13 protein-coding genes are annotated in these 13,256 nt (G+C 54.6%); 8 read left to right on the top strand and 5 right to left on the bottom strand.

Going from position 1 to position 13,256, the window contains the following annotated elements; translation table 11 throughout:
* The 8 genes from AC2FNB_RS18375 to AC2FNB_RS18340 form a co-directional block, all read left to right on the top strand.
* Positions 1–807, top strand: an 807-nt coding sequence (locus AC2FNB_RS18375) for an extracellular solute-binding protein (protein ID WP_496748338.1), incomplete at its 5' end; no start/stop codon positions are given.
* A gap of 102 nt (positions 808–909) precedes the next feature.
* Positions 910–1,971, top strand: a complete 1,062-nt coding sequence (locus AC2FNB_RS18370; protein ID WP_496748337.1) for an ABC transporter ATP-binding protein — start codon at positions 910–912, stop codon at positions 1,969–1,971.
* A 1-nt stretch (position 1,972) separates the two neighbouring features.
* On the top strand, positions 1,973–3,049 hold the full coding sequence (locus AC2FNB_RS18365; RefSeq protein WP_496748336.1) for an ABC transporter ATP-binding protein: 1,077 nt from the start codon (positions 1,973–1,975) through the stop codon (positions 3,047–3,049).
* Positions 3,046–3,909, top strand: a complete 864-nt coding sequence (locus AC2FNB_RS18360) for a carbohydrate ABC transporter permease (RefSeq protein ID WP_496748335.1) — start codon at positions 3,046–3,048, stop codon at positions 3,907–3,909. Before AC2FNB_RS18365 ends, AC2FNB_RS18360 begins: the two co-directional genes overlap by 4 nt.
* Positions 3,906–4,703, top strand: coding sequence for a carbohydrate ABC transporter permease (locus tag AC2FNB_RS18355; RefSeq protein ID WP_496748334.1), 798 nt, complete (start codon positions 3,906–3,908; stop codon positions 4,701–4,703). Before AC2FNB_RS18360 ends, AC2FNB_RS18355 begins: the two co-directional genes overlap by 4 nt.
* An 8-nt stretch (positions 4,704–4,711) precedes the next feature.
* Positions 4,712–5,119: a DUF2160 domain-containing protein gene (locus AC2FNB_RS18350; RefSeq protein WP_496748333.1), complete on the top strand. Its 408-nt coding sequence runs from the start codon at positions 4,712–4,714 to the stop codon at positions 5,117–5,119.
* A gap of 69 nt (positions 5,120–5,188) precedes the next feature.
* Positions 5,189–5,584, top strand: coding sequence for a BlaI/MecI/CopY family transcriptional regulator (locus AC2FNB_RS18345; RefSeq protein ID WP_480751702.1), 396 nt, complete (start codon positions 5,189–5,191; stop codon positions 5,582–5,584).
* Positions 5,571–6,671, top strand: a complete 1,101-nt coding sequence (locus AC2FNB_RS18340) for a M56 family metallopeptidase (protein ID WP_496748332.1) — start codon at positions 5,571–5,573, stop codon at positions 6,669–6,671. Before AC2FNB_RS18345 ends, AC2FNB_RS18340 begins: the two co-directional genes overlap by 14 nt.
* A 373-nt stretch (positions 6,672–7,044) precedes the next feature.
* On the opposite strand, the gene AC2FNB_RS18335 is transcribed toward AC2FNB_RS18340, so the two are convergent.
* The 5 genes from AC2FNB_RS18335 to AC2FNB_RS18315 form a co-directional block, all read right to left on the bottom strand.
* Complete coding sequence (locus tag AC2FNB_RS18335; RefSeq protein ID WP_496748331.1) at positions 7,045–8,871, bottom strand: BCCT family transporter; 1,827 nt, start codon at positions 8,869–8,871, stop codon at positions 7,045–7,047.
* Between the two features lie 88 nt (positions 8,872–8,959).
* Positions 8,960–9,970, bottom strand: coding sequence for an Ldh family oxidoreductase (locus AC2FNB_RS18330; protein ID WP_480751658.1), 1,011 nt, complete (start codon positions 9,968–9,970; stop codon positions 8,960–8,962).
* A 12-nt stretch (positions 9,971–9,982) separates the two neighbouring features.
* Complete coding sequence (locus tag AC2FNB_RS18325) at positions 9,983–10,600, bottom strand: DUF3726 domain-containing protein (protein ID WP_496748330.1); 618 nt, start codon at positions 10,598–10,600, stop codon at positions 9,983–9,985.
* 8 nt (positions 10,601–10,608) lie between these two features.
* Complete coding sequence (locus AC2FNB_RS18320; RefSeq protein WP_496748329.1) at positions 10,609–12,297, bottom strand: hypothetical protein; 1,689 nt, start codon at positions 12,295–12,297, stop codon at positions 10,609–10,611.
* Between the two features lie 4 nt (positions 12,298–12,301).
* The coding region (locus tag AC2FNB_RS18315) for a membrane dipeptidase (RefSeq protein ID WP_496748328.1) at positions 12,302–13,256 on the bottom strand (955 nt) is incomplete at its 5' end.

The following is a 13,256-nucleotide window of genomic DNA, read 5'->3' as shown; positions in this document are numbered from 1 at the left end:
CGCAAATGGGATGAATGGCTGCGAAATTATGCGCCTCCGGGCGCCGCGTCGTATGACTTTTACCAATCGCTGCCGGCGTTGTCTCAGGGCAATGTCGCTCAGCAGATCTTCTGGTACACCGCATTCACTGCAGACATGGTCAAGCCGAAGTCTGAAGGCAACAACACTGTAGATGATGACGGTACTCCACTGTGGCGGATGGCACCCAGCCCGCATGGTCCATACTGGGAAGAAGGCCAAAAGGTCGGATATCAGGATGTGGGGTCATGGACCTTTCTCAAATCCACACCGCCTGACCGGGCGCAAGCAGCTTGGCTCTATGCACAGTTCGTCACTTCCAAGACTGTTGACGTCAAGAAAAGCCATGTCGGTCTGACTTTCATTCGTGACTCTTCCGTCCGGCATGAAAGCTTTACCGAACGCGCACCGAAGCTGGGTGGTCTCGTAGAGTTTTATCGCTCGCCTGACCGCGTGGCCTGGTCGCCGACTGGCATCAACGTCCCGGACTATCCGAAGCTGGCCCAGATCTGGTGGCAGCAGATCGGTGACGTGAACTCTGGTGCTTTCACCCCGCAAGAGGCGATGGATCGTCTGGCCGAAGAGATGGACATCACAATGGCCCGGATGCAGGCAGCCGACGAAAGCGCTGGTGTCTACGGCGGTTGCGGACCACGTCTGAACGAACCGCAGGACGATGCATTCTGGCTGGAAAAGCCCGGTTCTCCGAAAGCGAAACTGGAAAACGAAAAGCCGCAAGGTCAGACCGTGAACTATGACGATCTGGTGGCGCGCTGGCAGTCCCAATAACGCGAAACAGGGGTCGCCAGTCGTCTGGCGATCCCAACCAAACAAGACAAGCCCAACGACTTGATGCGAAGCGTTGGGGAATCGGGACTGGAAATCACGGAAATGATTGAACTTCACGACGTCTCCAAGCGTGTGGGTCAGGTGACGCATATCAAACCTACAACACTCAAATTACAATCCGGACACTTCAATGTCTTGCTGGGCGCCACAGGTTCGGGCAAAACTTCTCTGATCAAAATGATGGCAGGCCTCGACCCACTGGCTGGCGGGCGCATCGTGATGGATGGGCTGGACGTAACTCGACTTAACACGCAAAAGCGCAACATCAGTCTCGTCCACCAGTTCTTTGTTAACTATCCGCATTTGACAGTGTTTGAAAATATTGCCTCGCCGCTACGCGTCGCAGGGATGGCAAAAAGCGAAATTGACGCGCGCGTGGAAGAGGCCGCCAACCTGTTGCAGCTACTCCCGATGCTTGGCCGTCGTCCTCAGGAACTGTCCGGGGGCCAACAGCAAAGAACAGCCTTGGCACGTGCAATTGCAAAAGAATCTCGCGCCGTATTTCTGGACGAACCGCTTGCCAACCTTGACTACAAACTGCGTGAAGAACTGCGGGAACAACTGCCAGAGTTGTTTGCTGGCCGCGGTGCGGTGGTTGTGTATGCAACCTCAGAACCGGAAGAGGCGCTGTTGCTTGGCGGGCAGACGGCGCTTATGGCGAACGGTTGCATCACGCAGTTCGGTCCAACTTCCGAGATTTACCGAAATCCGGAAAATCTGGCCGCCGCACAGGTCTTCTCTGATCCACCGATCAACTCAGCCCACATATCCAAACTTGGCTTGGAGGCAATTCTCGATGGCGGGGCGCGCTGGACTTTGGCAGGAGCGGCTGCGGAACTGCCTGATGGAGACTACACGGTTGCCATACGTCCCCATCGTGTAACGCCGAACCGTTCGAATGCGAGCGACGTTGAATTGAAGGGACGGATCATCGTGACAGAATTGTCGGGTTCGGATTCCAGCGCTCATTTTCAACTGAGCGATCAGTCTTGGGTCTCGCTGGCCCCCGGTGTTCACCCTTATCGCGTCGGTGAAGATCACACATTCTTTATGAACCCGTCCCATTGCAGGTATTTCGGCCAGGACGGGAGGCGGGTGGCCTGACATGGCACAGATCAAGCTATCTAACCTGAAACACAGCTACTTCCCAAACCCCTCAGGGCCTCAAGACTATGCGCTGAAGGAAATCGACGTGACATGGCGCGACGGCGGCGCCTATGCATTGCTGGGCCCGTCGGGTTGTGGGAAAACCACTCTACTCAACATCATTTCAGGTCTTTTGACCCCATCCGAAGGTCAGGTTCTGTTCGATGATCAAGACGTAACCATGCTTCAACCGGATCAGAGGAACATTGCACAGGTGTTTCAGTTTCCGGTGATCTACGACACCATGACCGTCCGCGAAAACCTGGCCTTTCCACTGAAAAACAGAGGAGTTGATGCTGCAACGATCGAACGCCGGGTCGGTGAGATCTCTGAAATGCTGGAAGTCACGCATTTGCTGAACACTCGTGCCGCCAATCTCAGCCCGGACAACAAACAGAAGATTTCGATGGGACGTGGCCTCGTCAGGCAAGATGTAAATGTCGTCATGTTTGACGAACCTCTGACGGTGATCGACCCGCATCTGAAATGGAAGCTGCGCTCCAAGCTCAAGGAACTGCATCAAAGAGTCCGGGCGACGATGATCTATGTCACCCACGACCAAACCGAGGCGCTAACCTTTGCTGACGAGGTTGTTGTTATGAAAGACGGAGAGGTTGTTCAGATCGGCACGCCGGTTGAACTGTTCGAGCGGCCCCAACATACATTTGTCGGACACTTCATCGGCTCGCCCGGCATGAATGTCTTGCCGTGTGAAATCACCGGGAACAAAGCCATATTCGAGGGGCATCCGGTCGAACTCGAAGGTCCAGTTATCGGCGGCAGTGGCGATGTCAAACTCGGCATTCGACCGGAATACGTGTCGATAGGAGGCACAGGAATCCCGGCGCAAGTGACAAAAGTTGCGGATGTGGGTCGTCACTTTGTCGTCGATGCCATCGTCGGAGGCTCTACGTTGAAAGCCGTGAGTGATCGTTCTGCCCCGGAACCCGGCTCCGTTATTCACCTTCAATTCCTCCCAGAGAAGACCCGCATCTATCGCGATGGCTGGATCGCCACTACGGAGCGCGCATCATGAGAACGGAAAACCAAAAGGCCTGGTTCTTTGTCCTGCCGGTTCTATTGCTGGTGGCCTTTAACGCACTGGTGCCGATGATGACAGTAGTCAACTATTCGGTGCAGGAGACCTTTGGTAACAATCAGTTCTTCTGGGAGGGACTGGGTTGGTTCGAACAGATTCTGCGGTCCGACAGGTTTCAGGCTGCGCTAGGGCGGCAATTCCTATTCACTGCGCTGATCCTTTCAATCGAGGTGCCGCTTGGGATAATCGTCGCGCTATCCATGCCCCGAAAAGGATTTTGGGTGCCAGTCTGTCTGGTGCTGATGGCCCTGCCGATGCTGATTCCATGGAACGTGGTCGGCTCGATGTGGAACATCTTCACCCTGCCCAAAATCGGTCTTCTGGGATACTTCCTGAATGACGTCCTGGGTATCAACTATGACATGACGCAACAACCGCTTTCAGCCTGGATCACCGTCATCGTCATGGACGTCTGGCACTGGACCTCGCTGGTCGTGCTACTGTGTTATGCAGGCCTTGTGTCGATCCCCGACGCCTATTACCAGGCCTCCAAAATTGACGGTGCATCGCCATGGAAGGTGTTCCGTTACATCCAATTGCCCAAGATGAAGACGGTTCTGACTATCGCCGTCTTGCTGCGGTTTATGGACAGTTTCAACATTTATACCGAACCCTTTGTGCTGACCGGCGGCGGCCCCGGCAATTCGACCACCCTTTTGTCAATCGACCTTGTGAAGATTGCTCTGGGACAGTTCGATCTTGGTCCTGCGGCGGCGATGAGCCTGATTTATTTCGCAATCACGTTGCTTGTCAGCTGGATCTTCTACACTCTGATGACAAAGGATGATGCCCAATGAGAAAGCGGTCCATTGTCCCGATACTCTATATCGCCTTCCTGATGCTGCCGATCTATTGGCTGGTGGCGATGAGTTTCAAGACAACAAACGAAATCCTGTCGGGGTTTTCGCTCTTCCCGCAAACGTTCACGCTGGACAACTACAAGACGATCTTCACAGATCCGACGTGGTATTGGGGCTATATCAATTCCATCCTTTATGTCTCGCTGAATACGATCCTTTCGGTAAGCGTCGCCCTGCCAGCGGCCTATGCCTTTTCGCGCTACAGGTTCCTGGGCGACAAGCAGTTGTTTTTTTGGCTGCTAACCAACCGTATGGCACCGGCTGCGGTCTTTGCTTTGCCGTTCTTTCAGCTGTATTCGTCCCTGCGCCTGTTCGACACACATTTGGCCGTGGCTCTGGCACATACACTTTTCAACGTCCCGCTGGCGGTCTGGATCCTCGAAGGTTTCATGCGCGGCATCCCGAAGGAGCTGGACGAAACGGCTTATGTCGACGGATATTCCTTTCCACATTTCTTCCTGAAGATATTTCTGCCCAACATCAAGGCGGGCGTCGGTGTCGCCGCGTTCTTCTGTTTCATGTTTTCCTGGGTCGAAATGCTGCTGGCGAAAACCCTGACCGCGGTTGAGGCCAAACCCATTGCGGCCGTCATGACACGCACGGCCTCAAGCGCTGGATACGAACTTGGTCTTTTGGCTGCAGCCGGAACTTTGACGATCATTCCAGGCGCAATCGTCATCTGGTTCGTCCGAAACTACATCGCGCGCGGTTTCGCGTTGGGACGAGTATGAGGGACACAATGAAAAAACTTGCCGTTTTTCTCTTCTTTCTCGCACCCGATTTTGCTCGTGCGCAAGCCAAGGCCGGATGGGGGAATGTCGGGCAACAGGAAGAAAAAGGGTTCTCCTGGACGGACCCGCTTTGGCCGGACTTCTGGATGGCTTGGACCCCAGCAACACTCGCCGTCTTCATTGGTATTTTCAGCGCGATCGCCTTGATTGGTATCCTTGAAGTCACCCGCTATCCCGACGGTGTTGAACGGCGCGGTGTGCTGGGACTGACCACAACGCTTGGAGATCGGTTGTTCATTTCTCTATTGGGGTCGTCCTATATATTCCTGTCTTGGCTTGGCCTGTTTGGACAGCCTATCTGGATCCCGCTTTTCATTGCGATTTGCTGGGGTATCTTCGTGTTTTGGAAAGTTTAAGCTTTTTTACCGAAGGAAACGGTGCTTTTCTGAAAGGACGAGCAACAATTGGCGAATAAACACCGATCCATGAGAAAAAGAAAAAGCGGAAACCTTCTTACCGAAGTCGAACTGGAGTTTATGAATGAACTCTGGGGTCTGGGCGAAGGCTCTGTTCGAGATGTGTTGGACCGGCTGCCACCGGAGCGTGATCTCGCATACACTTCCGGTGCGACAATCCTGCGGATTCTGGATGAGAAGGGTTTTGTGGCCAGCCGCAAAGAAGGGAAGTCCCTCATTTACAAACCGCTTTTGGATAAAGACAGATATCAGGCTCGGTCACTTCAGAACTTGTCAAGGACACTGTTCGACAACACACCCGCGACGCTTGTTGCGCGGCTGGTCGACGATGCAGGCCTGACAGAGACCGATCTTGAGGAAATTCGGGCATTGGTGGAGAGGAGACTGCAAAATGACAGCGGTTAGACCGGTTCTCGACGTCTATATCGACTTGAATATCACTCTTTTTCTTGCGTCCATGATTTGGGGCTTTGCCAAGCTGGTGTTCAAACTCAAACCCCTACGATTTGCGTATCCGGCGCAGCTTGGAATCCTCAAAGCGTTGTTCATCTGTGTGCTACTCAGCCCGTTTCTGGCAATCGCTACGGAAATGATAGCGGGCAACTTTTGGTCTGGCGGTTCTTTGGCCGTAAGCGATCTAGCTGTAGCAGCCTATCTACGCGGTGAAATTGCAATACCGGCAACAGATTTCGAAGCATTGTTAAACACTCGCAATCGTTGGATCGAAGGCTTGACTTCGGGCGGTTTTGTCGCTGCGTCACTGTTTCTGACAACCTTGGCGCTAGGGGCAATGCTCATGGCAGCCCGTGCAGTTCGTTCGGCGACTTGTATCCACCAAACAATCCGGGATAGTTTCTTGTGGCGTCGGACCGCACGCGTTGACGTGCGCGTTTCGGATCGCGTCACAATTCCATACGCCGTTCGCGGCATACTACGTCGCCACGTCGTACTGCCGAGCGATTTGCTTTCAAATCCAAAGGAGTTGAAATTCGCGCTTGCGCACGAGTTCCAGCATTTGCGCGAAGGCGATGTGGAGTGGGAACTTGCCTTTGAAATCCTGCGTCCCGTCTTTTTTTGGAACCCAGCTTTCTTGGTATTCAAACATCAGTTCGAAAGACTGCGTGAACTGGCATGCGATCAATCAGTGATCGTCCGGCGCGATCTGGACGCGAGGGACTATTCCCGTTGTCTGCTGAACATCTGCTCGCGCAGCATATCTCAAGATGGACCTAAGGTAATGAATGTGGCCTTGGTAAATGGCAGCAAAGCAAAAAACGCGTTACGCCAACGGGTTCTAGCACTTCATCATGTACCTAGCTCTGTTTCAAGCGGTCACAACGCGGTTTTGTCCATGACATTCCTTTTTGCCATAATTCTGGCGATCGGCACCGCGTCCCTAAAGCCCTCCGAAGATTGGAGTCACGACCGCCTTATGCTCTCGACCATAGTAAACTTAGAGCGGCTTGAAGCCATTCGCGCCAATAGCAACTGAGAACACAATCAGAAGATCAAAACCACTGATCTACATGCGGGTGGAATGTCTGATGAACGAGTGCGTGACTTGGTGAGGCAATCGGATGTTCAAATTGACCTGAGCATCCAAACGGTACCCCGTCATACATGTACAGGAGTTCGGTATCAAAAACCGGCAACAAGTTTGAATCCCGTGCTTTAGTAACCAGGCACTAGGTCCGCCGCGCTGGATACCCGCGACAATCGTTGATCACTGTGAAGAACGAAGTTGAGACGGCGACCTCGAAATTTGCAAAACCAAGCCTAAGAACTTCGGGCGAGACAAATCAAATTAAAAGGTTGCGCTGCCTTAAGGTGCGGACAGCCACGATGTGGCTGTCCGCAATTGTTGATTACTCGGCTGCTGCCGTTGCAATACGGTCTCGTTGGCTATCGCGGAACAGTGCCTTGGCGAGAGCGACGCACATCAACCCCATGACCATCGTGAACGGCAATGCGCCGATGATCATTGCGCTCTTAAGTGCTTCCATGGGGTCCGCGCCACCATTGGTTTTGCCAGCTATCAGCAATGTGCCGATCACCAGGGTCAGGATGACACCCCATACGATCTTGTGCTTGTTGCCAATGTTCTGGTCGCCACCAGACATGATGGTGTTCATAACCAGAATGCCCGAGTCAGCCGAAGTGACGAGGAAGGTCATAATCAACACCACGCACATCACGGTAACGCCGGACAACAAGCCGCCCGAAATGATCTGTTCCAGTGTCACGAACAGTTTCGCGGTGTTTGACGCACCGATGATTGCGCCTTCGGCGACACCCGTAACTTCCATATCGATTGCAGTGCCGCCCAGAACGGTCATCCACGCAAAGCAGACCATCGCTGGTGCGAACACGCAGCCCACGATGAATTCACGCACGGAGCGACCCTTGGAGATGCGCGCAAGGAACAGACCAACAAACGGCGAGAACGCAATCCACCAGGCCCAGTAGAACGTAGTCCAACCCGCTTGCCAGCCGAATTGACGACCTGGCTCACCGGCGGCGTAGGTAGCAGCCAGAACCTCTTCGGGCAATGCAGCGGCGTCGCCTTCAAGGCCGGATTTGAAGCCGTCGAACGAGCCCCAAGCGTTGGTTGCTCCGCCACGCAGCGCGTCAGCGTATGGTGCCGCCTCTGCCGGAAGTGCTGCCGCAAAATCTGCAGAAGATTGCGGACCAAACGCACCGAAACTGAGCGAGACGTAATGCATCAGATAATCGACAAAAGCAGTTGCATAAGTCGTCATCGCAAACAGGAACGAACCGAATACGACAAAGGTCAGCAGCAGCAAAATCGACAGGACTAGGTTGAGGTTCGACAGATATTTCACGCCCCGACCCACGCCAGAAACAGCCGAGATGATCGACAGCCCCATGATGACCAACAGTCCGGAAATCAAACCAACGGTGCCAGGAGCCGGCGCTTCACCGGTCATGTCCATCATCCATTCCATTCCGGTAATGGCATACATACCGTCGATGAACTGCGAAACACCAAATCCGATGGTAACCGACACACCCAAAATGGTGGCAACGACACCAAGAACGTCAACGACATGTCCAAGGATGCCATTCAACATCTTGCCGAACAGTGGTGTCAGCGCGGAACGGATGGTCAGTGGCATGTTCCGGGTATAGGCGTAGTAGGCCAGCGATAGACCAGTCGCCACATAAATTGACCAAGCGTGGAAGCCATAGTGCAGGAACGTATACCGGAAACCAGATTGGATTGCGGCTTCGGTATTGGCTTCTACCTGACCCGCCAGAACAACCGGGTTCGATCCCCAAAGTCCCATCGGTTCAGCGGTGGCGAAAACCATGAGGCCGACGCCCAGACCGGCGCCGAACATCATCGAGAACCATGAGAAATTGGAGAATTCTGGTTTCTCGCCCACAGGCCCCATGATCCGTCGACCCGTTTGAGGCAGCAGTGCAACCACAAGCAGGAAGAAAGAGAAGAAGCCGACGATGACAATGTAGAATGCATTGAAATCTTCAAGCAAACGCCAGTTCAGGCTGCCCAGAACGCCGTTGGCGTTCGCGGGCCAGACGAGTGCCCAGATTACAAGGCCGACCATGATAGCCTTACTCAGCAAAGCGATTTCGACGCTGTGCCCTTCATAAAAACCGCTTGCGGCCCTTTTTATCTGCAAGTCGGTGAAAGGTGGTTTGGATGACATGTGCTCCTCCCTGTTCGCACGTATTTGATAGTTTTATTGTAGGATCGTTCCTTTGGGCGGCGTCCATCCAAGGAGCATGCCGCGCGGCCTAGGTCATCAGGGCCTCAATTTTTTCCAGGGTTGCCATACTTACCGCCACACCCTCTTTTCGCGCAGCCACGCGCTTTGCGCGTCGGCCATCTCCGGGCAAATGTGCTCCGTCTTGATACCTTATCGCTTCCACAAGACCGGCAATACCTGCCGCAAAAGCGTCACCGGAGGTTATGTTTGCGTCAATGGCAATAAAGAACTGGCCGGTTTTGGGTGGTCCGCCCGCAGTTCCAGAGAAGGGTGAAGCGTGTATTCCCAATGTAGCCCCGGTCAGCGCCGCCGCCATGATTTCGGTCAGCAACGCGACTCCCACACCCTTGTAGCCGCCCGAAGGGGCCATCGAGCCCTTGAGGCCGATATTGGGATCGGTGGTTGGGTTTCCTTGGGGATCCAGCGCCCAGCCAACCGGAATCGCCTTGCCTTCACGGGCATGTTTCATGACTTCGCTTTTGGCAATGGTGCTTGCGCTCTGATCGATAAGCAAAGCGGGTTGACCGTCGGTGCCGGGCGCGGCAATGGAAAACGGGTTTGTACCAACAACTGGTTTTGCGCCACCTGACGGGGCGATTGAAGCCGGTGCATTGGTGAACCCAAGACCAACAAGACCCGCCTGCGCCAACCGATAGGTGTGATAACCCAAAACCCCACAGTTATAGCTGTTCCTGATCGCCAGAGCCGCAATCCCCTGCTCTCGGGCGGCCGGGATCAGTGCTTCGAAACCAAGATCAATTGCGGGGTGGGCAAAACCTGTCGCTGCATCGACTGTAATCACACCCGACCTTGGTCGCGCCAAGACAGGTTTTGCCTGACCGTCTACTTTTCCGCACTGCACGTGTTCACAATAGATCGGTATATAGGCAAGCCCGTGGCTGGCAACGCCATCCGCTTCGGTCGCGGCCGTTGCAATAGCGAGCGGACGCGCGTTCTCTTCCGACGTTCCGGCACCCACGAGGGCGCGAAATGATAGTTCCTCGATTTCGGCGATAGTAAGAGCCCTGGTTTTTATCATCTCAATACCTCTTCAGTCGTTGTCGGATAGCCCGGCCCCTGCGCCCAGCAGGCGGGATTCATCGGATGCGGGAGCAAAAGTGCGATGAGCGAAACCGGTCAAAGTTGCCCAGTCCTCCGGATCCGGTTCCACGCGCGTGCATTGTTGTCGGTAAGGGACCGGTGCATCACCTTTTGAAACTGTGACTGACCGAGCCCGAACAGGGATGGCATCTGGTGAGGCCAAATTCACACCGTCCGTCACCACTTGAAGACCGTCGAAGTCAACTATCAGCGAGCAACCCAAAGCACGCGCAGCAGCAGCGGCAAATGGCAACAGCAGTTCAGGGAGCGCAACGTCTCGCATCTTGATCGAACCAGATTTCAGCAGATGCGCACAATCGGACAAAAACGGCCCGGCTACCAATGGACAAAGATCCTCACTACCCTGCCATGAAGCTTCTATCTGCCGAGGGCTGTGCAAGATTGGATCCGACGCCAGATCCTGTTCCAACAGCCGAGCCAATACGCCAGCGCCATCAGATCCTTTTTCACAGAGCCAACGGGTCGCTTTCGATGCTTCTTCAGCTTGCCCCCAAGTATACCCCGCACCGCGAGTGGCGCGTTTGGCGGTGGCTTCGATTTCGTTCAAGGCGAAACTCATTTCTGCGCCTCCGGATAAACCCACAGGTCGGCGTTTTCAGTACTCAGGTCTTCGGGATAGGGCGCTCCCGCGTACATGCTGATCCGCACCCAGCGATCAGAGCGCGGGTCGAAATGTGTAGCTCCAAAGAAGGATAGCTTTGCCCGAAGCATGTCGATGGGCAACAGATCGGCGCCAATGGTGTTGTCCTGAATCTCGCCGTAAGGCGCGATCTGACGGATTTGAATACGACGGACGGTATGGCGGTGTTCGGGGTGCTCTAACAGAAATTCTGCCACCGGCTTTTTGCCGTCCCATTCTATCAACGCCTTGAAAGCAGCCGCAGCATCCCGGGCGGGGGCCAGAGGTTGCTCATACTCCTCAATCGGTTCCTCGAATCTTTCGCCAAGCCTCGGTTCCAGCTTTTCCTCGGACACATACCATGCGCGGGCACGGTTCTCAGGCACCTCCCAATTCACGGCCAGCGCCCAGTTGAACTGTTCTTCCAACAGTGCGCGCAGCCGCTCTACCGTCATTGACCCATCGATCCGGAAGGCGTCTGGATTGCTATCGGCCATACAATCAGCTAGGCCGTCGACTAGCTGCCCATAAGGCTCCAAGATCAGCGACGCGATCAGCTCTTGCCCTTCTTGACTGAGAACGCCTTCCGACCACTTGACCATCCGATCCCACGGGTACTGCTTGATCAGGCCGTCCTGAGAAAGATAGTCAGTTATCGCCGCAAGATCGCCAGACAATGCGGACAGCTTTTCGATCTGAATTGGATGCTCTGAACGCCACCAGGAAATCAACAATTTACTTCGTTCGAAGATTTCTCGAAAGGCCGAGGCCTCTTCCGCAGTTGCCGTTTCTACCGTACGGACGCGGACGATCGCCTCTTCACGTGCCAAAATCCAATTGTTGAACAGGACCGGATGGTTAATCAGATAGGGCGCCATACCCAATCCCGTGGAGTTACCAATCCCCAACCATTGGGCGATGGCCGGATCAAGATCGGCTGCCTGATCGCCTCCTCTCGAACGCGCCATATGCTGGACAAGATCCCGAACAAAGACGCGCGTCAGATATACTGAGAGCATTTCAGCCTGAAACGGAGCCTGCATTTCCGGTCGGTTGGCGATCTTTTCGCGATCAGCAGCGCCCAGTTTTCCCGAGCCATATACCGCGGTCGTACGCATCAGATATCCGACGGCATAAGTCTTTTCAGGATCGGGCTGCCTCCCGGATGCCAGCGCAGTTACGAAATGCTCCCACAACCGAACTGACCGGTTGGCGCGCGAAACCGACAGTTCGCTTTCTGTAACCCGCCCCGCTTCCTGCAAGGGAATATTGCGAGACAATCGGTCGATGTCCTCGGCGCTGGGGATGCCGTCAAAAAGCGTGAACGTGGCATCCCAGGCTGTTGCGATAACCCGGTCCGAACGCATTTCTGGCGGCAGATCGTGAGCAAAGGCGACAAGTGAATACGCCCTTTCCGGCCCTTGCGCAGTATAAACAGCGCACCCGACACCATTGGCATCAATGTCGAATACTGGTCGCGAAAATGACCAGTTTTCTGCTGCCATGCGACGAGTCAGCTGCCGCATGAAGCTCAGGCGGCATTGATGTAGTGACCCAAGTCGCGAAAGCCGCATGACGATCGCAGGGTCTCGTCTGCTGATATGTGTCTTCGCCGGTGTTTCCATTTGGTTACCCTTTTGGGACGAAGTTGTCGGCAAAGAACCGATACCAGTTCCCGCCCATGATTCCGGCCACTTCGTCTTCGCTCAAACCGGTCGCGCGTAACCCTTGTTCAATAGTTCCGAAATCTCGATTGTCCCGGAACCAGGTTGGCATTGGAGGGAAACCGGGGTTGCTGGCCGAACCCTCGCCATAGTCGATATTCTTGGTCCACCGACCAACACGCATCCACTCGACCACGCTGTCAGGCTGGTCCTGACAAAGATCGGTTCCGATCCCAAGGTGTTCCACCCCGTACTTGTCCGCGGCATTGGCGATCATCTCGCAAAAACTCTCCAACGTGCAGCCGGATTTGTTCTTTAGGTGATGCGGGTAAACAGAAAATCCAAACATCCCACCGTTTTCGGTTACAGCGCGGATCACCGTGTCGCGCTTGTTGCGCAGGGCCGGGGACCATTCGTGCGGATTGGCATGTGTGATTGCGATGGGTCGGTCTGAGAGTTCAGCCGCCTCGATTGTGGACCGGTCCGCCGAATGGCTCATGTCCACCACAAGGCCCACGCGGTTCATCTCTTTGATCACCTGCTTGCCCATTCGGGTGATGCCGGTGTCTTCGGCCTCATAACAACCCGTCGCCAGCAGGGATTGGTTGTTATAGGTCAGTTGCATGAACCGAGCGCCCAGATCGTGCAGGATTTCGACCAGCCCGATATCGTCTTCGATGGGCGACGGGTTCTGAAATCCGAAAAACACGGCAGTCCGGCCCGTTTCGCGCGCGATGTCGATGTCGCTGGCCCAGCGGCCTTTCATGATCAGGTCCGGATATTGCTCGAACCAACGATTCCATTTCTCGAAATTCAAAACCGTTTCGCGGAAATTCTCATGATAGGAGATGGTAACGTGGATCGCGTCCACGCCGCCTTCGCGTAGCTGGCGGAAGATCTTTTCTGACCAGTTGGCATAT

It is taken from the genome of Ruegeria sp. BHSB058 (assembly GCF_059613285.1).
This window is presented reverse-complemented; position numbering and strand designations above follow the sequence as displayed.